The organism is Aristophania vespae (assembly GCF_009906835.1).
In the GTDB taxonomy this organism is placed as follows: Bacteria; Pseudomonadota; Alphaproteobacteria; order Acetobacterales; family Acetobacteraceae; genus Aristophania; species Aristophania vespae.
The window spans coordinates 602,047-625,456 of sequence record NZ_CP047652.1; the positions used below are offsets into that span (position 1 = coordinate 602,047).

Here is a 23,410-nt window from a genome sequence, read left to right on the forward strand (position 1 = left end):
GAGATTTTGATGAAAACATCAGAGAAAAATAAGCCAGCCTGTGTCCTGGATCTCAAAGCTCAGCTGGGTGAAGGGCCTATATGGATAGCTAAGGAAAAAGCTTTATATTTTGTTGATATAATTGGGGAAACACTTCATCGTTTTAACCCGACAACTCAAGATCTGACATCCTGGAAGGCACCATCTCGCATTGCGTTTATATTGCCTGTGAGTAATGGTTCTTTTCTGGTTGGAATGCCCGATGGATTGCATCATTTTGATGCTCAAAAGGGCGCATTTTCTCAAGCCTGTTTTATAGAGCCAGATAAGCCGGGTAATCGCCTTAATGATGGTTGTGTTGACCAGCAAGGTCGGATTTGGTTTGGCACAATGGATGATGATGAGGAAAAAAAGACCGGCTCAATTTACCGTGTAGAGCACAAAGAAAATTCTTTGCAGCTTAGTCATTGGGATGAGGGTTATATTGTATCAAATGGCCCTGCTGTCTCACCTTGTGGGACAGTGCTTTATGTTTCTGATAGTCCCCAGCAGCGCATTTATGCTTTTGATCTGGATAAGAGCGGAGCACTCAAGGGTAAACGGTTATTTGCTACATTAGATCACGGTTACCCTGACGGATTAGTAACGGATTCACAAGGTAATTTATGGTGTGGAACATTTGGTGGAGGGCGTATTGTGCGTTTTAAACCAGATGGAACAGAACTTCCTTTCATTCCAATGCCAGTTTCAAATGTAACTAAAATTGCGTTTGGGGGCGATGATTACCGCACGGTTTTTGTCACCACCGCCCGAAAAGGTTTGTCTAGTGAAGAGCTGGCCAAAGAACCACTAGCGGGCGGTCTTTTTGCCTTTAGAACTGATATTGCAGGGACTCCGCAAAAGTCTTTTTTGCTTAATCAAACTGCAAAAGAGCTTTGAGCTTAGGAATTAAGGGAAGGTCAGGTTTGGGCATAGGATAAGAGTCAAGTTCAGAAGCTCTTATCCATCGAAATTCCTGCCCTTCTTTTCCTTCAATCGTGCCTTTCCATTTTTTAATGATGTAAAGAGGCATAAGCAGATGAAATCTTTCGCAATCTTCACTGATAAATGTGAAAGGTGATAAATCCTTTTCTTGCGCAATGATGTTTAATTCTTCAAATAATTCACGCGTAAGTGCTTTTTCCGGGCTTTCTCCTGGCTCAATTTTTCCTCCGGGAAACTCCCATAATCCTTCTTGTGGTTTTCCTTTAGGTCTTTGAGCCAAAAGAATATTTTGTTGTTCGTCAATTAATATAGCGGCCGATACTAAAACCAGTTTTTTAGAAGATGTCATCGGGGCTAAGCCTTTAATTCTGAGGAAAGAGCCGTAATAAATTGAGCGGCAACCCGTCCAGACCGGCTTCCCCGTGCTAAAGACCATTGAAGGGCTTTTTTAGTCAGTGTTTCTTCATCAATAGGAAGAGACTGGGCGCTTGCATAAGTTTTGACAATTGCAAGATAATCATCTTGCGAGGCACTATAAAGCCCAATCCACAAGCCAAACCGGTCAGAAAGAGAGACTTTTTCTTCAATGGCCTCCCCTGGATTAATAGAAGAACCTGTCTCATTTTCTATCATATCGCGGGGCATAAGATGCTTACGATTTGAGGTGGCATAAACCACAACATTGTCTGGTCGACCCGCAATGCCTCCATCTAAAACAGATTTGAGTGATTTATAGTCTGCATCCTGAGATTCGAATGAAAGATCATCACAAAATAAAATAACGCGGCGTGATGATTGGCGTAATATAGCAAGTAATTTTGGCAGGGTAGATAATTCGTCACGGGGAATTTCTATTAAGGCCAAAGGGGGCAAATTTTTTGAACGTTGGGTTTTATTGACCTCTAAGGTGCATGCTTTGACGAGCGACGATTTACCCATACCGCGCGCGCCCCAAAGCATGACATTATTTGCCTCTAGCCCTTGTGCAAATTGTTGCGTATTTCTGAGTACGATGTCCCTTTGTCTTTGGATGCCACATAAATGTGATAATGGTACAGACTGCACTTTGGGAACAGGAAGGAGAGTACTTATAGCCCCCTGCCATAAGAAAGCATCAATATCATAGCTTTCAAGTAAGTTTGCATCTTGTTGGGGCGGGGCCAGGCGCTCAAGACTGTCAGCTATACGGTTTAAAATAGGTAACAAATCGGATTGTGACATAAGAGACCTTTTTATGAGCGCTTGACGTTAATTCTCCTGACGATATGGTTCGTTACATTAATTTTCAAGATGGAAGCAAGAATCCCATGAATACAATATTTTTCTCAACGGCTTATGCAGCTGACACAGCAGGAGGGGCTTTTTCTGTTGCAACCCTTATGCAATATGGTCCCCTAATTCTAATTTTTGTCGTCTTTTATTTCTTGCTTATCAGGCCACAGCAAGTGCGTCAGCGTCAGCTGCGTGAGAAACAGAACTCTCTTCGTCGTGGAGATAAAATTGTTACAGCAGGCGGAATTGTTGGTGTTGTGCAGGCAACACGCGAAGATTCACCAGAGGTAGAAGTGGAAATTGCTTCAAATGTGCGTGTAAAAATTGTTCGTACGACCATAACAACAGTTATTCCACGCGATAAACCTGCCAATGATGCCTAAGGTTTAAAACTGTTAAAAAAGCCCTGCATTCGTTAAGAATGCAGGGCTTTTTTGTTTAATGCCAAGCTTAAAAAGTTACTTGCTCATTAAGCTGTTTGGAGCAAATGCTCAGCTAATTCATAATTAGCCAGGCGGTCGAGGAAGTTTGTTGTGTAATCAGGACGGCGGTTGCGGAAATCAATGTAGTAAGCATGTTCCCAAACATCAAAGGTCAGAAGGGGACGGTCCTGTTTTTCAGCAATTGGTGTGCCCGCATTGCCTGTTTTCGTGATTTTTAATTTGCCTTCTGGGCTAAGAACCAGCCATGCCCAACCTGAACCAAATTGTGTGGTAGCGGCCTGTTTGAAAGCAGCTTTAAATTCATCGACAGATCCAAAATCTTCAATGATCTTTTTTTCTAATTTAGCAGGAATCTTGCCACCTTTAGGGTTTAGACATTCCCAGAAGAAGCTGTGATTCCAGTGCTGCCCGGCATTATTAAAGACAGGTGTCAAATCAGCATTATTGTGAGAGAGCTGGACGAGCTCTTCGAGAGACTTACCCTGCAGGGAGGCATTACCTTCTACAAGGGTGTTAAGCGTATTGATATAAGCCAGGTGATGTTTGCCATGATGAAATTCAAGAGTTTCTTGGCACATGCCTGCTTCTGCCAAAGCGTCTGCTGCATAAGGTAAGGACGGCAGTGAAAATGACATAATCAGCTCCTAATATGGGTGAGAAATATAAGGTTCGTATCAGACTAGCTATGGAGCCTAAGCCACGGCGTCAAGCACTACGTGGCTATAAGATCGTTGTAAATTATGAAAGTTCTGCTTCTATCTGGCCAATTAGTGCAGAATAATCCTCATCTTTATGAATCTCATTTAAGTGCTCAAAGGCTTGAGTGGCAATGGCCATACCTAAAAGGCTCGCACTGTGATTGCGCCCAGAATCTAACAATAACAACATGTCTTTAACCATTAAACGTGTTGGAAATTGTGATGAAAAAGATTTTTCCTGCGCCATTTTTAATTTGCGCTTGTGGTGAGGACTTATAACGGCAACTTCTTGCAGGGTATTAAATAGAGTATCGCGTTTAATGCCGGCTGCCAGCCCGTAAGATACAGCTTCACCAATAATGCTCATAGTTGCGCCCATAATGCCATTAATGACTAATTTGAGCCGTGCCGCGCTGCCTCTACCGCCAGTGTGAATAGTAACACGGCCAATAATGTCCAAAATAGGTTTTGCCCTTTTAAGGTCAGCTTCATGACCACCTGCTAATAAAATAAGGTCACCTTTTTCAGCTTCAGGCGTGCTGCCAGACATTGGGCAATCAAGGCTCTGAACCTCATAACCACTTAATATAGAAGCCAGATTATCAGCCTGTGCCGGCGATACTGTTGATGTATCCAAAAGGAGCTGACCAGCTTTTAGCCCTGCCAAAAGACCATATCGCCCCTCTAAAACATGTTTTTCTGCTTTGTCATCAGGTACGCAAAGGATGATAACGTCTGATTGCTCAGCCACTTCGCGGGGGGATGTGAGCATTGATACGGCTTTATCGTCACTTGGGACTTCACCTGAAGGTGTGTAAGCGAGAATCTCGTAACCAGCCTTAGCAAGATTTCTGCCCATAAGTGACGCCATTGCGCCATATCCTATAAAGCCAATGACTCGATCATGCATCTTTTGCGCTCCTGACTAAATCTCTCAAAGAGTTATTTTTTATTTAGACTGCTAAGCCAAAGATAAGATTGGTCTAGCTATCTCATTTTATAACTCTTTTTTGCGAGGGATTTCTTTATATTAAATGCCATTAAAAGCGTTGTTAGCGTGATTGTGATCTTAACCAGTGCGGATAAAATGATGAGCAATATCATTTAACTCAATAAATTGGTCAGCTTGACGGCGCAGATCATTGCTAATCATGGGTTGGGGCGTTTTAATTGTAGAAATGAGCGTGACTCGTATGCCTTTATCTTGCAAGGCACTAACAGCGCGGCGCAAATCAGAATCGCCACTCATAATTACGACATGGTCTAACCTCTTGGATTGCTGGAGCAAATCTACCGCCAAATCAACACTGACACCGCCTTTAATGCGTTTCTTGCCACAGTGATCAGTATATTCTCGCGCCTTTTTAATAATTAAGTGATATCCATTATAAACGAGCCAGTCTGCCAGGGGACGTAACGGCGAGTGCTCGTCTGATTCGATCATGCTGGCATAATAATTAGCTCTTATAAAATGAGTATTTTCGACAAAGAACTGTCTTAACCCTTTGAAGTCAATTTCAAATCCCAAAGCACGACTCGCGTGATAAAGATTTAATCCGTCTATAAAAAGCGATGTCTTGTCATTACGGCTAAAAAGCACATGTTTCATATTTCTTAATTTTCTCAGTGTATGTGATATAGTGGGTTATTGTTTTTATATTTTATGAACGCTAAGTATTTAAGCACTAATATGAGTCTATTTCATCCTCAAAAATGCATGAGCATAATTTATTTGATCATAGTTTAGGTTTGATGAGATAGTTTGAGAAAGCTGGCTTTTGACAAGATTGCGTTAGATAGCTGAGTCGTGATATCTATGATACTCAAGCTATGGGATTTTTTCAGATATATGATAATCCCGCCATTATTCGAATGCGATAAAAGGATTTTAGCCCTATGGCGCGCGTAACCGTTGAGGACTGCATTGAAAAAGTTTCTAACCGTTTCGAGTTGGTTCTCCTTGCTGCCCAGCGTGCAAGAGGTTTAAGTCGGGGCGAAGAACTGACTATTCATCGTGAAAACGATAAAAACACGGTTCTAGCTTTGCGTGAGATTGCTGATGAAAGTGTCTCTCTCGAAGGACTTCGTAACGGTATTGTTCGTTCAATGGGGCATCAGCCAGAAGTTGAGCCTGCTGATGAAGAAGTTATGGATCTTATTCCAACAGATCAAAATATCTTCGGTCTTCAGGACGTGACCGCTGAGGAAGAAGCAAGCTACATGGCTTCTGACGATGCTTCTAGAGGGTCTAGAAGACGTTAAGCAGGTTTTCACACAACCTGGCTTAAGTCTTTCTCCTTTCTGATGAGTGAGGTGAGTTATGACTGCGCATTCCTCATCTTTACCTCATGGAAAAAGTGAAACAGGAAAAATGAGGGCAGATGGCCCTCAGCCTGACGGCCCCCACGCTGCTGAAAAAGATTTTCATCCTCCGATCACGGGGCTAATGAGGCGGCTGGAGGGTTATCTTTCTCAAACTGAAATAAACGAGATTAAAGCCGCTTATGATTTAGCGGCAGAGGCACATGACGGCCAGTGCCGCGATAATGGTGAGCCATATATCTCTCATCCTATTGCTGTTGCTCATATTCTTGCCGGCTTCAGGATGGATAAGACCTCTATCATAGTCGGTTTGCTCCATGACACGATAGAAGACACTAATGTAACTTATGAACGTCTTGAAAAGCAGTTCGGACGTGATGTTGCTGTTATTGTTGATGGTGTCACAAAGCTAACACGTTTAGAGCTGCAATCAGACCGTACAAAGCAAGCGGAAAATTTTCGTAAGCTTGTTTTAGCAATGTCGCGAGATATACGCGTCCTCATCGTTAAGTTGGCTGACCGTCTGCATAATATGCGCACTCTGCATTATGTGCAGCGTGTCGATCGCCGGCAGCGCATTGCTCGCGAAACCCTGGATATATATGCACCTCTTGCCGAGCGTATCGGTATGGATCGTGTTAAGACCGAGTTACAAAATATTGCTTTTGTTAATCTTGAGCCAGAAGCTGATGCTTCTATCAGGGCAAGATTAAATTATCTGCGTGGGCAGGGCGCAGATATGATTGAAGAAATTTCTAAAGAACTCAAAAATTTATGCATTGAAGCTGGGATAAAAGAGGTTGAAGTTACAGGGCGAGAAAAATCGGCCTATTCAATTTGGGAGAAAATGAAACGCCGTAATGTCGCTTTCGAGCAGCTTTCTGACATTATGGCTTTCAGAATTTTTGTACCGACAAGAGAAAGCTGTTATCTCGCACTAGGGGCGGTCCATGCTGCCTATCCTATGATTGCGGGCCGCTTTAAAGATTATATTTCTACTCCCAAGGCCAATGGCTATCAGTCGCTTCATACAGGCGTAACGCTTTATAGGCCGCATAGTCAGAAAATCGAAGTTCAGATTCGAACTCCAGCAATGCATGATTTGGCAGAAAATGGTGTTGCAGCGCATTGGGCCTATAAAGAGAATCCTCAAGATGGCGATGAAACGGCCATGCTTTCAGAGGGCTTTAGCAGTTACACAAGAAAGCTTCGTTGGGTTCAGGATCTTCTCGATATTTTAGAAGATAGTCAGGAACCTGATGAATTTTTAGAAAATACAAAGCTTGAACTTTATCAGGATCAAGTTTTTTGTTTTACGCCTAAGGGTGAGCTTATTTCTCTCCCTCGTGGTGCGACACCCGTTGATTTTGCCTATGCTGTTCATAGCCAGGTAGGGGATCGATGTGTAGGTGCAAAAGTTAATGGCCGTTTAGTCCCTTTGCGTCATATTCTGGAAAATGGCGATCAAATTGAGATTATGACGGCCAGGGGAGGGGTGCCTTCTCCCTCTTGGGAACGTTTTGTTGTTACAGGTAAAGCAAGAGCCCGTATTCGCCGCTTTGTGGCGGCGCAGCAGAAGCAGATAAATTTAGATAATGGGAAAGCAGCCATTGCCCGTGCCTTTAGGCAGGAAGGTGTCAAAGGCACTGAGAAAGTATTAGAGGGACTGTTAAGCTCTTTAAAACAAAATTCTCTGGCTGATCTTTATATTGCTGTTGGTAGTGGGCAACTTAATCCGAGAGATATTGTTGGTGCTGCCTATCCAGAATTAGGGCGTCGCGGGCGGGCACCGCGTATGGTGCCTGGTTTGTCGGGTAAGCAGTCTTCTTTAAAAGAAACTCGTTCCGAGCGGCGCGATGATCATTTTGAAGCAGAAATATTAAGTGGTATTGGTCGAGGCATAGAGATCAATTTTGCTGGCTGTTGCCGGCCACTCCCTGGAGATAATATTATAGGGATTATTTCGCAGGGGAAGGGTATCTCGGTCCATCAAAAAACCTGTCATAATTTAAGCGCTTTTGCTGATACGCCTGAGCGATTAATGGAAGTCGAGTGGAGTGCTGATGTTCTCAATGCCAAGGGTAAAGAAGGGCGAAAATTTATAGCGCGGCTAACTGTTGTCGCTGGTAATGATCCGGTAGTGTTAGCCTCCCTGACAAATATAGCATCTCGTCACGAAAGCAGTGTTGTTAATTTAAGAATAACGCAGCGTCAGCTTGACTTTATGGAGATAGTTGTAGATGTGCAGGTATGTAATTTGAGGCATTTGATGAATATTCGAACGGCTTTTAATACAGCCGAAGGCGTTATTCACGTTGAACGAGCTAAAGGATAATCGGGGATGATCCTCGGAATAGGTGCCGATATTTGTCTTATATCGCGTATAGAAAAAGTGATAAAAAGGCATGGGGATCTATTTTTGAAAAAGATTTTTCTTCCTGAAGAGCGTTTATATGTTGATCAGTTAAACCCTAAAATGCGTTTAGGGGGTTATGCCAAACGCTGGGCAGCAAAGGAAGCCTGCACAAAAGCGCTAGGAACGGGCTTTACGAATGGAGTGCATTTTCACGATATTTTGGTAACAAGACAGGAAAATGGTGCCCCAGGTTTAGTCTTGCAGGGAGCAGCAGCAAAGGTACTTGAGCAGCTCGTTCCAAAAGGACATGAAGCTCATCTTTTGCTCACATTGAGCGATGATCCACCTTTTGCAATGGCCAATGTCCTTATTCAGGCTTTGCCAATAAAGACAGTCTAAACAGCATTATATTACAAAGAAATTTGTTTTAACGACGATTTTAACTATGACCGTGTAAGGATAAAAAAGCACAATGAGTAAGGCCAAAAATTCAGCTTCTGGAAAAAAAGAGGAAAGCTTAGGCGATTTTATACGTCAATGTCTTATTATCATTGTCGGTGTGTTCTTTATTCGTTCGTTACTGATAGAGCCATTTAACATTCCGTCTGGTTCTATGATTCCAACGTTACAAATAGGTGATTTTGTCGCTGTCTCTAAATATAGTTATGGTTATTCACGATACTCTTTTCCATTCTCATTGCCGCTATTTGAAGGGCGAATTTTTGGATCCACGCCTCATCGTGGCGATGTTGCCGTGTTTCGCTATACGCAGGATACATCTATTGATTATATAAAAAGAGTTATAGGCCTTCCTGGCGATCATATCCGTTTGGAAGACGGTAAACTTTACATTAATGACAGAGAAGTGCCACGCGATAATCTTGGCCATTATGCTGTTAATGATGAAAATGACCGTTTATTAAGCGGCACGCGCTATCTCGAAAATCTACCTCGTGAAGATGGCAAGAAAATAGTCAAACACGAAATATTAAAAATGCGCGAAGATGATGAGGCAAATAATACAAAGGAATATGTTGTTCCTGCAGGATGCCTCTTCATGATGGGTGATGATCGCGATGATAGTGCCGATAGCCGCTTTCAGGGTGGTCGCGAGACAGGAAAATGTGCAGCCCCGGCGGGTAATGATTTTTTAAAAGCAACAGATAAAGATTTAGGTTTTGTGCCGACAGAAAATCTTATTGGGCGTGCACAAAGAGTCATGTTTTCTATAGATTTAAAACACCCTTCCTGGGCTTTTTGGTATTGGCCAACTGAGATCCGCTGGGGGCGTACATTTCACGGTATCAATTAATTATGGATTATAACGAGAAAATTATAGCGCTCCAAAAAAGACTAGGGCATGTTTTTATCCATTCCTCATTATTGCAGGAAGCCTTAACTCATCGATCTGCTTTAGTGCGCCGAACATCTCGTCGCGCTAAAAGAGTTGTGCAAGAGCAGCATTTTGGAAGAGCCTCCCAAAATTCCAATGAGAGGCTCGAATTTATCGGTGACAGGGTCTTAGGACTTGTTGTTGCAGAATGGTTATTTGAGCGTTTTCCCAAAGAGCAGGAAGGGGCATTAGGCGCGCGTCACGCTCATTTGGTGTCACGACCAGTTCTTGCTGCAATTGCTGAAAAAATAGGTCTTTCAGAGGCTCTTTTAATCGCACAGCATGAAGAAAATGCCGGTATCAGAGAGCTTGCAAGTGTGAAAGCTGATGCGATGGAAGCTATTTTGGGGGCCCTTTACCTAGATGCGGGTCTTGAAAAAGTTAAAAAGCTCATTCATCGGTTTTGGAAAAATGAAATTGACCGTGAAAAAACACCGCATAAGGAACCTAAAACACTCCTTCAGGAATATGTGCTAGGTAAAGGAAATGATCTTCCACGTTATGAGCTTCTTTCTTCTGAAGGACCCTCTCATGCACCTATTTTCCGGGTAGAAGTAACAGCCTTGAATCATGTTGGAAAAGGCGAAGCTAAGAGTAAACGACTAGCTGAAAGTGCAGCAGCAGTCGATCTTCTCAAAAAATTAGGGCAGGAAACAAAAAGTGTCTGATCATAACCAAACCCATTGTGGTTTTGTAGCGTTAGTTGGTGCACCAAATGCTGGAAAATCAACACTTCTCAACCGTATGGCCGGTGCTAAACTCTCTATTGTAAGCCCAAAAGCGCAAACAACGCGCTTTCGTACATTAGGCATTGTTATGAGAGAGCAAAGCCAGATTATTTTTGTGGATTTACCAGGAATTTTCAAACCAAGGCGCCGGTTAGATCGGGCGATGGTTAATGCTGCGTGGAACGGGGCTCAAGATGCAGATATCACTCTTTTCTTAATTGATGCACGTAAAGGCCTGCAAGACGATGTGCTTGAAATTGCCGAAAAGCTAAAAAAGAGTGAGAAACGTGTTTGGGTGGCAATTAATAAAACAGATTTAGTATCACCAGATCAGTTATTGCCTTTAACTAAAGAAATATCTCAGCTTTTAAACGCAGAGCATATTTTTATGATCAGTGCTCAAAAAGGAAGTGGTGTCGATGATTTGCTGAATTCATTGGCAAAAACTTTACCACTAAGTCCTTATTTATATCCTGAGGATGATCTTACAGATTTACCCGATCGCCTGCTTGCTGCCGAAATTGTTCGTGAACAAGTGTTTTTTCAGACGCAGGAAGAGATACCTTATCAAACAACAGTTGAAACTGAATCATATAAAGACCGTCCCGATGGTTCAGTGCGGATAGATATTACTATTTATGTTTCACGTCCCGGGCATAAAGCCATTTTAATTGGAGAAAAAGGGCATCGTATCCGTGAGATTGGTATGAAGGCCCGTCAGCAGTTGGAATCCCTTTTAGGGCACCCTTGCCATCTTTTTCTTAATGTCAAAGAAAGAGCAAAATGGGATGAGGAAACAGCCCGCTTAAAAGCTCTTGGCCTTGCAGATTTTGCGTAAGTAAAAAAGAGAATAGTGGCTTTCTCTTGTTGAGTCTAAATGAGGGCTGTAAGAGGAAGCGAAGAACAAAACTTTATGGGGGAGTGGAAAATTATGAATGACATTAACACAAAAGAGAGCCTCCCATATAAGAGAGTCTTGTTAAAGGTTTCGGGTGAAGCCCTCATGGGCAAGGGCAGTTTTGGTGTTGACCCAGAAATGGTAGAAATGGTTGCGGCTGATATCGCACATGTTGCCGAAAATGGCGTGCAAGTATGTCTTGTTGTGGGTGGAGGAAATATCTTTCGTGGCGTAGCCGCTGCCACAAAAGGGATGGACCGCGCTCAGGGTGATTATGCTGGCATGCTGGCAACGGTTATTAATGCTCTGATGCTGCAAAATGCTCTCGAACGCCGCGATGTTGGAACGCGCGTTATGTCAGCCATTCATATGGCCTCTATTGCCGAGCCTTATATACGTCGTCGTGCCGTGCGTCATATGGAAAAAGGGCGCGTTGTAATTTTTGCTGCGGGGACGGGTAATCCATTTTTTACAACAGATACAGCGGCAGCCCTAAGAGCAAGCGAAATGGAGTGTGATGCTCTTTTCAAAGGCACACAAGTTGATGGTGTGTATTCTGCCGACCCACGTACCAACCCAGATGCCAAACGTTATAACGAACTGAGCTATACAGAAGTTTTAACACGGGATTTGCGTGTCATGGATGCAACAGCCATTAGCCTATCGCGAGAAAATGCATTGCCGATTATCGTGTTTAATATGCATGCCCCAGGCGCTTTTTCTGCTGTTATCCGTGGTGAAGGGGCTTTTACAAAAATCGTGGAATCTTAAGAGATTACCTTAATTATTTTTATGAATGCGGTTAATCAAGCTAACCCAGAAAGGGATATATCATGACTGTGGAGCTTAACGATCTTGTAGCTGACCTAAAAAGGCGAATGGAGGGTGCACTTGAAAGCTTAAAGCGCGATTTTTCTGGTTTGCGCTCTGGTCGTGCAAGCCCCAATTTATTAGAGCCAGTGCGTGTAGAGGTTTATGGTTCTGTCGTTCCGTTATCTCAGGTGGGATCTATTGCTGTACCTGAAGCGCGTATGCTGACAGTCTCAGTATGGGATCGTAGTGCCGTAGGTGCCGTTGAAAAAGCAATTCGTGATAGTGGTTTAGGCCTTAATCCAGCTGCTGATGGACAAACTGTTCGCGTTCCTATTCCTCAATTAACTGAGGAAAGGCGCGTCGAACTTGCCAAAGCTGCAGCTCGTTATGCCGAAAATGCCCGCATAGCTGTGCGGGGTGTCCGTCGGGATGGTATGGATAAAGCCAAATCATTCGAAAAAAAGAGTGAAATCAGTCAGGATGACCTAAAAGGGTGGAGTGACTCGATCCAAAAATTGACTGACGACTATATCAGTAAAGTCGATACACTTTTATCTGAGAAAGAACGCGACATTAAACAGGTTTAATGGCTTAGTTTTGTCAGCTTCCCTTCCCGATAGCCTTAAATTTACATCTGATTTTACCCCTCGTCATGTTGCCATCATTATGGATGGTAATGGGCGATGGGCGCGTTCGCGTGGTGCTTCAGTGGCTTATGGCCACCGGGAGGGGGTTGAAGCTGTACAACGTTGTGTGCGGGCTGCTATCAAACAGGGTGTGCAGTTTCTAACGCTTTATGCCTTTTCTTCAGAAAACTGGAAGCGCTCGGAAGAAGAAATTGGAAATCTGACAGCTTTATTGCGCTTTTATTTACGCCATAAACTTTCAGAGCTTCATGAGCAGAATGTTAAGCTCCAAATTATAGGTGAGCCGGAACGTTTCGGTAAGACTCTGAATAAAGAACTACAAGAGGCCCAGGATAAAACTGCAAATAATAAAGTTTTAACCTTAACACTGGCTTTGTCTTATGGCGGTAGAGCTGAGTTGGTGAAAGCCACCAAACTTTTGATAGAAGAGGTGGTTAAAGGGCAGTTATCTCTTGATGATATCAATGAGCAGCATTTATCAAATTGCCTGCAAACTGCCTCTATTCCTGACCCCGATATTTTGGTGCGCACGAGTGGGGAACATAGATTATCGAATTTTCTTTTATGGCAGTCTGCCTATTCAGAACTCTTATTTCTAGATGTTTTGTGGCCTGATTTTCAGGAAAACCATTTTTCTGAAATTATTGATCATTATGGTCGTCGTAATCGTCGTTTTGGAGGCCGTCCACGATGAAGCCATTTTCACAATGGTCCGAATTTCATAAGCGTGTAGCCTCAAGCATCGTGCTTATTCCTGTTGCTATTTTGTGCCTGTATTATGGGCAATGGTTATATAATACTCTTATTCTTCTCGTTATGGTTGGTCTGGTATGGGAAGGAGAGACCCTGTTAGGTCAGAAAATGACCGGTTTAAGGGCTGTTCTTTTTCTTTTATGGCCATTGGCGGGAGGATTAATTGCCCTTAAAGGTGATTATTTATCATTACTTTATTTATGTGGCGGCGCCCTGCTTTTTGGATTTCAAGCTTGGCTTCCGGTGATTATTTCTATTGTGGGGGGCACTTCACTTTTATTACTGAGAATGCGCCCAGACGGATTGTTAGAAGTTTTTTTCGTTTTAGGAACAGTTATTGCCAGTGATAGCGGTGCCTATATGGTAGGGCGCTTAATAGGCGGTCCTAAACTAGCCCCTAAAATATCCCCTGGTAAAACGATCTCAGGCTCTATTGGTGGTATTTGCACCGCTATTCTGCTCTCGGCAGTTATTGTGAGGTTAGGGCTAGGAAGTTGGTCGATAGAGGCGCTTATTTGCGGTGCAATATTAAGCATAGCCGCTCAGGGCGGTGACCTTTTGGAAAGCGCTTTTAAAAGGCGGCTCGGGGTAAAAGATTCAGGAAAACTTATTCCAGGGCATGGCGGATTATTGGACCGGTTTGATGGGTTGTTAGCAGCTGCCCCTTTGGCAGCTATATTTGCATATTTATCTGGCCCACATCCTTTTTGGCAGTTTTGGCATTATTTTGAACAGGTCTTTGGAAGATAAGAGGAACATTTAAATGGCGGTTGGTTCTGGCACACAGAGACGGCGTATCAGTGTTTTGGGTAGTACGGGCAGTATTGGAGTCTCAACGGTTGATCTTCTCAAAGATTTAGGCGAGAGCATCGAAGTCCGTGCGTTAGTAGGGGGACGAATGCGTCTCTTTTGGCGCAACAGGCGCGCGCCCTTAAAGCCGAGCTGGCGGTCATTCACGATGAATCGCGCTTTAATGAACTTAAAGAGCTTCTTAAAGGCACTTCAACAAAAGTAGCAGCTGGTCGTCAGGCTGTTATTGATGCTGGTGCGTTAGAAGCAGATTGGACAATGGCTGCCATTACCGGCGCTGCCGGATTGGAGCCTACATTAGCAGCAGCCCGCAATGGAAAAGCTGTCGCTTTGGCCAATAAAGAGGCGCTCGTTTGCGCAGGCAACATAATGCTCAAACTGGTTGCAGAAGCCGGGGCGCAGCTTCTCCCTGTTGATTCTGAGCATAATGCCATTGCTCAGTCTTTGGCTGGTTGTGATATTGAGCTTGTTGATAAAATCATTCTCACAGCATCAGGTGGGCCTTTTAGAAGAGCTTCCTTAGAAGAAATGGCTCAGGCTACTCCCGAAAAAGCGTTAAAACATCCGACCTGGTCTATGGGCGCTAAAATTACCATTGATTCTGCGTCTATGGCTAATAAAGGTCTTGAGGTTATAGAAGCGGCACGCATTTTTGGGCTGACTGATGATAAAATAGATGTCATCGTCCACCCTCAATCCGTTGTGCATGGTATGGTTGCTTTTAAAGATGGGAGCTTTGTCGCACAGCTAGGAAGTGCAGATATGCGTATTCCTATTGCTCATTGCTTAGCGTGGCCTACACGTATGAGAACGCAATGCGAGCGTCTTGATCTTGCCAAATTATCGAAACTTGATTTCGAACCAGTTGATGAAACACGCTTTAGACCACTGGCCTTAGCACGTCAGGTTCTTAGAGAAGGAGGAGTAGCACCAACTGTTTTTTCTGCTGCAAATGAAATAGCAGTTGATGCTTTCCTTAGTGGAAAAATCCGCTTTCTGGGAATTGGTGAATTAATTGATGCGTCTTTGCAAGCAATGCCGGAAAATCCTGAGCCAAAAAATTTAGAAGACGTTTTATATTGGGATAAGAAAGGCCGTGAATTAGCAAAAGAGCAAATTGCGAGGATTAATGCTCATGCATAGTCTCTATAGCATTATCGTCGGATTGTTGGTTTTTGGCGTGATCGTTTTCATTCACGAGTTAGGTCACTATCTAGCGGCGCGCTGGTGCAAAATTCGTGTAGATGTCTTTTCAATCGGTTTCGGGCCAGCTTTATGTAAGTGGCGTGATCGGGTTGGAACGCAGTGGCAACTTAGCGCTTTTCCACTAGGGGGATATGTAAAGCTTCATGGCTTTGAAGCTGATGCCACTCAAGAAAACCCTGAAGGCGATGAGCAAGCCTTTCATCGTAAACCCGTCTGGGCACGCGCATTAGTAACTGTTATGGGGCCTGTTTTTAATATTGTCCTGACAATATTATTATTTATCGTTATTTTTAGCCTTTATGGCCGCCCTGAAGTTAAGCCCGAAATCAGCATGATTGCCCCGCAAAGCCCGGCCGAACAGGCTGGACTGCAAAAGGGAGACAATTTTGTAAAATTTGATGGAAAAAAGATTTTGGGTGCTGCTGATTTGCAGTCATTGATTTTTTCTCATCCTGGTCAAAAGGTTACTTTATCAGTTAAGCGACAAGAGAGCACGATAGATATCCCTGTTACTTTGGGAACACAGATGCAGGGTGATAAAAAACACGGCCAACTTGGTGTTGGATTCGCTGTTACACAGGCGCACCCCATGCCGTTTTATAAGGCAATTCCGGCTTCATTTATCAGCACTGGAAAGCTTTTTTCACAGATTTTTGAAAGTTTGTGGCAGATTATTAGTGGCCAGCGAAGCCCCCGCCAATTGGCTGGAACAATTGGTATTATCGCCATGTCTGGTCAGGCAGCAGATAGCGGGACAGCAAGTTTGCTTTTCTTTGTGGCTATGCTTTCAGCCAATCTAGGTCTCATTAATCTGTTTCCTATTCCGATGCTGGATGGCGGACATTTGGTATTTTATGCAGCAGAAGCCATTAGAGGTAAGCCTGTGTCTCTGAAAGTAAGGGAAATAGCTTTACAGGTAGGTTTTTTCCTGGTTATGGCGCTGTTTCTTTATACGGCCTTCAATGATGTAACGGGACTAGGATGGATAAAATGGTTAACAACACATTTATAACTAAAAACTAGTTGTACACTTTTGAATTAGAGAGGTTGGAAAGATCACATCTTTTGTCTAAAAGAGACAAGCCCTTATAAGGGCAGCTCTTGCATAAGAAGGAGATTTTTGGGTATTTCTCCGTAACATGTGAATGTTATGAAATATCTGCAAGAATCTGGGAACGAGGGATACCGATTTTGTCAGGATTGCGCTCTAAAGGTTTCCGACCCGTAGCTGTTCGGTTGGTTTTACTGGCTTCGGTCTGTTTGTTTCCGGCAGCCACGAATGTGGCGGAAGCACAAACATCTCAGCAGCATAAGACTGTTCATCGCAAGGCGACCCGTAAAAAGGCGTCTCATGGACATGTGCAGTCAGCAAAGAAAGTTGCTGCAAGGCATAGTGCTTCCAGAGCCAAAAAAACCCATACTGCGCAGTATCTGCCTGGCGGTATTATCCAGTCTATTCTGGTTAAAGGGAACTCCCGTATCGAGACAGGTACGGTTCTTTCTTACATGGTTGTGCAGCCTGGAGATTCGTTTAACAAAAACGGCCTTAACCGTTCTCTCAAAACACTTTATGCAACGGGATTATTCCGCGACATAACGATAGAGCGACAAGGTTCAACTCTGGTGGTTAACCTTGTTGAAAATCCTGTCGTGGATAAGATCGTCTTTGAGGGGAATCATTCACTCAAAGATAATGATATTTTAAAAGAAGTTGACCTCAAGCCGCGTGCGGTTTTCTCCTCTCAGACAGTTGCCTCTGATCGCCAAAAAATTCTTAATCTTTATGCGAAACATGCACGCTATGGTGCAACGGTTACGCCACAGATCATTCGTCTTTCAAATAACCGTGTTGATGTCGTTTTCCGCATAAATGAAGCGCGTCAGACTTTGGTGAAAAAAATTGCCTTTGTCGGCAATAAGTCCTTTAGTGAATCCGCTCTATCTAGTGTCATTTCTTCTAAAGAAACAGCCTGGTATCGCTTCTTCTCATCGGCTGATGAATATAATCCAGAACGTATGCGTTATGACGCTGAGCTGCTAAGACGATATTATCTGCATAATGGATTTGTTGACTTCAAATTAATTGATGCAACAGGTGAGTTATCGCCTGATCACAAGACGTTTTATATTACCTTTACGATTAAAGAAGGTCCACGTTATAGGCTCGGTAAGATTGATGTGCGTTCAGATGTGCATGGTGTTACTAAAAAGATGCTGAAAAAGCATATAGAGCTGTTTAAGAATCAGTATTATGACGGCACTGCAATTCAGAATAATGCCAATGATATGCAAGAATGGTTGCAGGAATCGGGCCATCCTTTTGCGTTAGTGCGCACAGAAATTGCACGTAACCCTGAAAAGAAGATTGTTAATCTCTTATATGATGTAGTGCAGGGTCCACGTGTATATGTCGAACGTATAGATATTAATGGCAATACTGTTACACGAGATCCCGTTATTCGTCGTAATTTGCCAATGGCAGAAGGTGATGCTTACACACCTTATGACCGGAAATATGCTAAACTTGGTTTAAAAGATTTAGGTTACTTTAAAACCGTTACGATTGACCAGACGCAGGGCTCAGCCCCAGATAAAGCTAATCTTGCTGTTAATGTGACTGAAAAGCCAACTGGTGAGTTCTCTCTAGGGGGTGGTTACTCAACAGACGTCGGTGTTCTGGGTAATTTAGGGCTAAAGCAGCATAACTTACTGGGCACAGGCCTCGATGCAGGTTTCTCTGGAACAGTTGCTTATTACGAGAAACAGGCTGATCTTTCGATTACTGATCCAAATTTCTTGGGTCGCAACTTTGTTGCCGGCGCTGATATTTATTACATGCAAAATAATTATCAGACTTACCAAAGCTATAACGAAGATCAGTACGGTCTTTCATTACGTTTGGGATATGCATTTAACCGCTATCTCTCGCAGTCATGGACCTACTCTTTGGTTAATCGTAAAGTCGGTAATGCAATGCCAGGGCGTAGATATTGTTCTTATGACCCTCAGGGCTGTCTTGATGATACCCCATCTATTTATGTGCAAGACGCAGCTGGATGGTCATTATTATCGCAGTTAAGCACGACAGTGACTTATGATCGCCGCGATAATCGTGTTAACCCCCGTTCTGGTTATGTTTTGCGTGCGACGGGTGATTTTGCAGGCTTAGGTGGAAACACAAAATATCTGCGTGGTAAATTTAGTGCTGCTTACTATATCCCTCTTGATTCCATAACAGCCAGCCACGACTGGACCATTCAGTTAAAAAGTGGTGTCGGTTATATGGGAGACTGGAGTTCTAGCGGTCATCGTAGCATTATCGATAACTTCTATCTTGGTGGCGACAGTTTGCGTGGCTTCTTACAGGGTGGTGTTGGACCTCGCTCAGGACATTATAGAGGCAGTGGTGCAAACTGTTCTAATGGATGGTGTCCTGGAGCAGGGCAGGAAGATCTGCTTGGTGGCCGCTTTATGTACACAGCCTCAGCCCAGCTAAATTTCCCCTTCCCGTTTGGAGATAAGCTGGGTATGTCAGGGCGTGGCTTTATTGATGCCGGTAGCTTAACGGGTGTCCGTGTAAAACGCCTTCATACGAGTGCAAGCCAAGATGGCAAGGATTACACACCAATTACGGGTAATACATACACGCCTCGCGTTGCTGGCGGTCTAGGTCTTTCCTGGAGGAGCCCATTTGGACTGGTTAATATTGATGGTGCTGTACCTATTCATAAAGAACGTGGTGACAGACTTTACCCAATCCGTTTCGGTTTTGGTCAGCAGTTCTAATACTAAGCTTCCTTATCGTCTCCAGCTTAAAGGCTAAAGAGGTTTTTATGTCTATGCGTTTTAAGTCTTATTTATCTGTCGCATACTCCATGGTTGCTCTGGGGAGTGTGTTAGTCGCTTCTTCAGCACAGGCAGATTCTGGATCAGATAAGGCAAAATCAAGCGGTGCGGGCTGGTTTATGCCCAAATCTGAGCAGCCTGCCGCATCACATGCTCCTGTGTCTCATCGCAAGGCTGCGCCTGTCGTATCAAGAAGTGAGAATCAGGCTACAGATCCAGCTCTTAAGGCCCCACCAGTTCTGCCCTTGCCGCCTGTTCCTGCGACGCCGGCAATTGCGAAAAAATCGCCTCCGCCAGCAGCTGTGATTGGCGTTATAAGTGTTCCAGGCGTTATGCAGCTTTCAACAGCCGCTCAGGAAATGCAGCAGGTTTTGGGCGCGCGTCGTGATCATTTAGCAAGAGAAGTTCAAAAAGAAGAAGCGTCTTGGCGTGCAGAGCAGCAGAAGTTACAGGTCCAAGCGCGCAAGCTGACATCTGACCAAATCCAAATCCGTGAGCGCCATCTGCAAGAGCGTCGTGCCAAAGATCAGAGAGATTTTGGCAATAAGGCACGCATCATTCAAGAAGCCTACCAGGTTGCTTTTCATCAGCTCGAGCGTGAACTTGAGCAAAGAGAAGGAATTATCGCTCGCGTGGCTGCAGCCCATGGCATGAACCTTATTTTACATGCCGAGCAAACTGTTCTGCATGTAGGTGAGCAGGACATTACCGAGGAAGTTGCCGAACAGCTTAATAAAATTCTGCCTCATGTTTTTATTCCAGGAGATGGTGTTGACCCTGAGGTGTTAGCTAAATCTGGAAAAATGCCAACAACAGCAGATGAAGAAAAGCAAATGCAGCAGGCATCAGCTCCGCAGGTGGTTAACTCACCAGCTAAATCTGTCGTGCGTCAGAAGCAATAAGTTTGGTTGTTCCTAATCTTATGAACCAGACCGAATCGCATACGGGGGATCCACGTTTTTTTCAAAGACGTGGTCCTTTTGCCTTATGTAAAGTTGTTAAACAGCTCGGTTTGGAAATTGACCTTGATACAGAGCACGCTCAGAAAAATTTTATAGGTGTTGCGCCTTTACATAGTGCAGGGCCCAATGAGATCAGCTTTTTAGATAATCGACGTTATATTGATTTATTGAAAGAGACGCGTGCAGGTGCGGTTATTGTAGCAAAAGCCTTTGCAGATAAGGTTCCTGAACATTCTGTGGCGCTTATAAGCAAAGATCCCTATCAGAGCTGGGCCTGTGTTGCGCAATTTTTCCACCCTGCAGCTCCTTCAACCGGAAAAATTCACCCAAGTGCGGTTATTTCTGAGAATGCTATTATTGGAAATAACGTTGAGATCAGTGCACTTGCCGTTATTGGTGATAAAGTCAAAATTGGTGATGGGTGTATCATAGCTAGCCATGCTGTAATTGAGACAGGTGTGGAGATAGGGGCTAATTGTCGTATTGGTGCGCATGTAACAATCTCACATGCATTACTGGGTGAGAGGGTAGTTTTATATCCCGGTGTCCGAATCGGACAAGATGGTTTTGGTTTTGCTGTTACGCCTGAAGGTTTTGAAACTGTTCCGCAATTAGGTCGTGTAATTTTGGAAGATGGTGTAGAAATCGGCTCTAATACGACAATTGATCGGGGTTCAATGAAAGACACAATTATCGGTGCGGGCAGCAGGATCGATAATCTCGTGCAAATTGGGCATAATGTCCAAATGGGGCGTTGTTGTATTGTCGTTTCTCAGGCGGGTATTTCAGGTTCAACGACCCTGGAAGATTTTGTTACCATAGCTGCTCAAGCGGGTTTAATTGGTCACATACATATTGGCAAAAAAGCACGTGTCGGCGCGCAATGTGGTGTGATGTCTGATGTAGAGGCTGGCTCAGATGTGATTGGTAGCCCCGCAATGCCATTTAAAGAATTTTTCAGAAATGTGGCGACGCTGCGTAAACTATCTCGCAAGTCTTAATCATAATGGTATTTTAGTAAGAGTTTTGATAGAGAGTGATGCTACTCCTTACAAAATGCTCTTTGAGCATGATGTGTAAGAGGGCTTGGGAGTTAAGCAAGGGAAGGTTGTAATAAGTGAACTTAAAAGCTGAGCAAGAACATACTGTTCCCGAGAGTGTCGATATATTGCAGATAATGCAGGCAATACCGCATCGTTATCCTTTTCTTCTTCTCGATCGGATGGAAGAGATTAAGGCCGGCGAGTCTGCTGTCGGGATCAAAAATGTAACAGCCACAGAACCTTTTTTTCAAGGGCATTTTCCTGCCAGACCTGTCATGCCAGGGGTGTTAATAGTCGAGTCCATGGCTCAGACTGCTGCAACATTGGTTGTTTTAACACTTGGTAAAGAATTTGAGGGAAAACTTGTTTACTTTATGACCATTGAAGGTGCAAAATTTCGTCGTCCGGTAGGACCTGGCGACCAATTGCGCATTCATGTTCAAAAAGAAAGGGCTCGGGCAAATGTCTGGCGCTTTCATGGTGTAGCCAAAGTAAATGATGTTACAGTGGCTGAAGCAACATTCAGCGCCATGATTATGGGCTAAGCTTAATGGAAAACATGACGGCGGATTTAACAGGCCTTTTTATACATCCTACGGCACTTGTTGATCCAAAGGCATCATTGGGGGCTAATGTATATATTGGTCCCTGGTGTTCGATAGGGCCTAACGTCGTGTTACATTCAGGTGTCAAGCTCCATGCATCTGTCATTATTGATGGGCATACGACGCTTGCTGAAGGGGTAGAAATTTATCCCTTCACAACAGTGGGTTTGGCGCCACAAGATCTTAAATATAATGGTGAGCCTACAAAGTGCGTTATTGGGGCTCACACTATTATACGTGAGAATGTTACTATCCATCGTGGAACGATACAGGGATTAGGCATTACACGTATAGGTAGCCATAGTTTGATTATGGCTAATGCACATATTGCTCATGACTGCACATTAGGTAATGACGTCATTATCGTAAATAACGTTGTTATGGGCGGGCATGTATCGATTGGTGATAATGCGCGTGTTATGGGGTCAGCTGCCATTCATCAATTTGTAAGGATTGGCCAGGGGCTGTCATAGGCGGCCTTTGTGGTGTGGAAATGGATGTTTTACCCTATGGAAGTGTTTTGGGTAATCGAGCACGGCTTGTTGGTTTAAACTGGGTAGGTTTAAAGCGTTCTGGTGTTAATACCGAGGAAATGCAAATTCTTCGTCGCGCTTTTCGTCATTTATATCCGCGATTGGGTAATAACAAAGAGGTTTTGAGCCAAAGAATACGGGAAGTAAGGGAGCATTACGGTCATATGTCTCGCATTCGTGAAATGCTTGATTTTATGGAAGCCCCTAGTCAGCGTGGTTTGACCCGAGCAGCACAAAAGGACTCTGACGATTATGCTGAAGGTTTATGTTAGCGCATAATATCGGTATTTTGGCTGGTGGTGGCCCACTACCTGCGGAGTTGGCCCTTAAACTTACTCAGCAGGGTTATCAGGTTTTTATTATAGGGTTTCAGGGATTTGCTGAAGCTGAGCTTATTAAAAAATACCCTCATCGATTAATTCGTTTAGCTGCCGCAGGTGAAATATTGCGCGCCCTGAGAGCGCATAATTGCAAGGATATTATTTTATTAGGTCCTGTAAAAAGGCCATCATGGAGAGATTTACGACCAGATGCTGAGGGAACCAGAATCCTGGCACGCCTGGGTAAAGCAATCTTTAGAGGAGATGACGGCCTATTAAGCTCTATCATCTCAATATTAGAAGAAGAGGGTTTTCGTGTAAGGGGAGCTCATGAGTTTCTTAACACTGAGTTAAGTCAAGAAGGCGCTCTTGGCTTATTGGAGCCTTCTTTATCGGCCTGGGAAGATATTAAGCGTGCTGCACATATTTTGACGGTTATGGCACCTTTGGATGTTGGCCAAGCTTGTGTTGTGCGCAACGGCCTTGCCTTAGCGATAGAAGCTCTTGAAGGCACCGATAAAATGCTGGAACGCTGTCGGTTTTTAGACCAGGAAAATTGCGGGGGTATCTTGCTAAAGATGCCGAAATTAGGGCAAGATTTAAGGGCTGATATGCCTACCATAGGCCCAATGACTATAAAAAATGCAGCTCTTGCGAAATTAGACGGTATTGCTTTTATCGCTGGAAAAACTCTTTTTTCGCATAAAGAAAGCTGCATAAAGGCAGCTGATGAAGAACGTTTATTTCTTTACGGGCTCTCTGATAGCCTGATTAAAGAGTGTTAGAAAAAGGAATATAT

General features: G+C 43.8%; 23 protein-coding genes and 2 pseudogenes. 20 read left to right on the top strand and 5 right to left on the bottom strand.

The features are described 5' to 3' along the window. The first annotated feature begins 9 nt into the window (after window positions 1-9). Complete coding sequence (locus GT348_RS02685; protein WP_160619416.1) at window positions 10-918, top strand: SMP-30/gluconolactonase/LRE family protein; 909 nt, start codon at window positions 10-12, stop codon at window positions 916-918. On the opposite strand, the gene GT348_RS02690 is transcribed toward GT348_RS02685, so the two are convergent. Continuing rightward, complete coding sequence (locus tag GT348_RS02690; protein WP_160618402.1) at window positions 893-1,312, bottom strand: (deoxy)nucleoside triphosphate pyrophosphohydrolase; 420 nt, start codon at window positions 1,310-1,312, stop codon at window positions 893-895. The two genes, GT348_RS02685 and GT348_RS02690, sit on opposite strands and share 26 nt — an antisense overlap. A 5-nt stretch (window positions 1,313-1,317) precedes the next feature. Continuing rightward, entirely contained in the window at window positions 1,318-2,184 is an 867-nt protein-coding gene (locus GT348_RS02695) for an ATP-binding protein (protein ID WP_160618403.1), read from the bottom strand. 86 nt (window positions 2,185-2,270) lie between these two features. Here GT348_RS02695 and yajC point away from each other — a divergent pair, with 86 nt between their 5' ends. Beyond that, window positions 2,271-2,618 carry a preprotein translocase subunit YajC gene (gene yajC / locus GT348_RS02700; protein ID WP_160618404.1) on the top strand — a complete coding sequence of 116 codons (348 nt, stop codon included), beginning with the start codon at window positions 2,271-2,273 and terminating at the stop codon, window positions 2,616-2,618. A gap of 86 nt (window positions 2,619-2,704) precedes the next feature. Here yajC and GT348_RS02705 read toward each other — a convergent pair whose 3' ends face one another. The 3 genes from GT348_RS02705 to GT348_RS02715 form a co-directional block, all read right to left on the bottom strand. Beyond that, complete coding sequence (locus GT348_RS02705; protein ID WP_160618405.1) at window positions 2,705-3,313, bottom strand: superoxide dismutase; 609 nt, start codon at window positions 3,311-3,313, stop codon at window positions 2,705-2,707. A 103-nt stretch (window positions 3,314-3,416) separates the two neighbouring features. Then, window positions 3,417-4,286, bottom strand: a complete 870-nt coding sequence (locus tag GT348_RS02710; protein ID WP_160618406.1) for an NAD(P)-dependent oxidoreductase — start codon at window positions 4,284-4,286, stop codon at window positions 3,417-3,419. 159 nt (window positions 4,287-4,445) lie between these two features. Then, window positions 4,446-4,985: a LabA-like NYN domain-containing protein gene (locus GT348_RS02715; protein WP_236646561.1), complete on the bottom strand. Its 540-nt coding sequence runs from the start codon at window positions 4,983-4,985 to the stop codon at window positions 4,446-4,448. Window positions 4,986-5,272: 287 nt separating this feature from the next. Here GT348_RS02715 and rpoZ point away from each other — a divergent pair, with 287 nt between their 5' ends. The 18 genes and pseudogenes from rpoZ to GT348_RS02805 all read left to right on the top strand — a co-directional run bounded on the left by rpoZ (window position 5,273) and on the right by GT348_RS02805 (window position 23,396). Then, entirely contained in the window at window positions 5,273-5,638 is a 366-nt protein-coding gene (rpoZ, locus tag GT348_RS02720) for a DNA-directed RNA polymerase subunit omega (RefSeq protein WP_160618407.1), read from the top strand. 109 nt (window positions 5,639-5,747) lie between these two features. Next, entirely contained in the window at window positions 5,748-8,033 is a 2,286-nt protein-coding gene (locus tag GT348_RS02725) for a RelA/SpoT family protein (RefSeq protein WP_160619418.1), read from the top strand. Window positions 8,034-8,039: 6 nt separating this feature from the next. Beyond that, complete coding sequence (gene acpS / locus GT348_RS02730; protein ID WP_160618408.1) at window positions 8,040-8,453, top strand: holo-ACP synthase; 414 nt, start codon at window positions 8,040-8,042, stop codon at window positions 8,451-8,453. 73 nt (window positions 8,454-8,526) lie between these two features. Continuing rightward, window positions 8,527-9,366, top strand: a complete 840-nt coding sequence (lepB, locus tag GT348_RS02735) for a signal peptidase I (protein ID WP_160618409.1) — start codon at window positions 8,527-8,529, stop codon at window positions 9,364-9,366. A 2-nt stretch (window positions 9,367-9,368) separates the two neighbouring features. Next, a complete protein-coding gene (rnc, locus tag GT348_RS02740; RefSeq protein ID WP_160618410.1) occupies window positions 9,369-10,115 on the top strand; it encodes a ribonuclease III in 747 nt (248 codons plus the stop codon). Further along, window positions 10,108-11,013: a GTPase Era gene (gene era, locus GT348_RS02745; RefSeq protein WP_160618411.1), complete on the top strand. Its 906-nt coding sequence runs from the start codon at window positions 10,108-10,110 to the stop codon at window positions 11,011-11,013. The genes rnc and era overlap by 8 nt, the downstream gene beginning before the upstream one ends. A 93-nt stretch (window positions 11,014-11,106) precedes the next feature. Beyond that, window positions 11,107-11,844: a UMP kinase gene (gene pyrH, locus GT348_RS02750; protein ID WP_160618412.1), complete on the top strand. Its 738-nt coding sequence runs from the start codon at window positions 11,107-11,109 to the stop codon at window positions 11,842-11,844. 62 nt (window positions 11,845-11,906) lie between these two features. Further along, window positions 11,907-12,473, top strand: a complete 567-nt coding sequence (gene frr / locus GT348_RS02755; RefSeq protein ID WP_160618413.1) for a ribosome recycling factor — start codon at window positions 11,907-11,909, stop codon at window positions 12,471-12,473. A gap of 10 nt (window positions 12,474-12,483) precedes the next feature. After that, on the top strand, window positions 12,484-13,227 hold the full coding sequence (locus GT348_RS02760; protein WP_272915582.1) for an isoprenyl transferase: 744 nt from the start codon (window positions 12,484-12,486) through the stop codon (window positions 13,225-13,227). Then, window positions 13,224-14,036, top strand: coding sequence for a phosphatidate cytidylyltransferase (locus GT348_RS02765; protein WP_160618414.1), 813 nt, complete (start codon window positions 13,224-13,226; stop codon window positions 14,034-14,036). The genes GT348_RS02760 and GT348_RS02765 overlap by 4 nt, the downstream gene beginning before the upstream one ends. Window positions 14,037-14,049: 13 nt before the next feature. Continuing rightward, a pseudogene (gene dxr / locus GT348_RS02770) lies at window positions 14,050-15,239 on the top strand (1-deoxy-D-xylulose-5-phosphate reductoisomerase). Further along, window positions 15,232-16,314, top strand: coding sequence for an RIP metalloprotease RseP (gene rseP, locus GT348_RS02775; RefSeq protein ID WP_160618415.1), 1,083 nt, complete (start codon window positions 15,232-15,234; stop codon window positions 16,312-16,314). Before dxr ends, rseP begins: the two are co-directional and overlap by 8 nt. Before the next feature lie 179 nt (window positions 16,315-16,493). Further along, complete coding sequence (gene bamA, locus GT348_RS02780; RefSeq protein ID WP_160618416.1) at window positions 16,494-19,088, top strand: outer membrane protein assembly factor BamA; 2,595 nt, start codon at window positions 16,494-16,496, stop codon at window positions 19,086-19,088. Between the two features lie 47 nt (window positions 19,089-19,135). Beyond that, window positions 19,136-20,050 (top strand): OmpH family outer membrane protein, encoded by a 915-nt coding sequence (locus GT348_RS02785; RefSeq protein WP_236646562.1) that lies wholly within the window; start codon window positions 19,136-19,138, stop codon window positions 20,048-20,050. Between the two features lie 20 nt (window positions 20,051-20,070). Next, complete coding sequence (gene lpxD, locus GT348_RS02790) at window positions 20,071-21,111, top strand: UDP-3-O-(3-hydroxymyristoyl)glucosamine N-acyltransferase (RefSeq protein WP_160619421.1); 1,041 nt, start codon at window positions 20,071-20,073, stop codon at window positions 21,109-21,111. Between the two features lie 116 nt (window positions 21,112-21,227). Continuing rightward, on the top strand, window positions 21,228-21,698 hold the full coding sequence (gene fabZ / locus GT348_RS02795) for a 3-hydroxyacyl-ACP dehydratase FabZ (RefSeq protein WP_272915586.1): 471 nt from the start codon (window positions 21,228-21,230) through the stop codon (window positions 21,696-21,698). Window positions 21,699-21,712: 14 nt separating this feature from the next. Further along, window positions 21,713-22,563: pseudogene (gene lpxA / locus GT348_RS02800) on the top strand (acyl-ACP--UDP-N-acetylglucosamine O-acyltransferase). After that, the gene (locus GT348_RS02805) at window positions 22,557-23,396 is read left to right on the top strand and encodes an LpxI family protein (RefSeq protein WP_160618417.1); all 840 of its coding nucleotides are present in this window, start codon (window positions 22,557-22,559) and stop codon (window positions 23,394-23,396) included. Before lpxA ends, GT348_RS02805 begins: the two are co-directional and overlap by 7 nt. Window positions 23,397-23,410 lie beyond the last annotated feature (14 nt).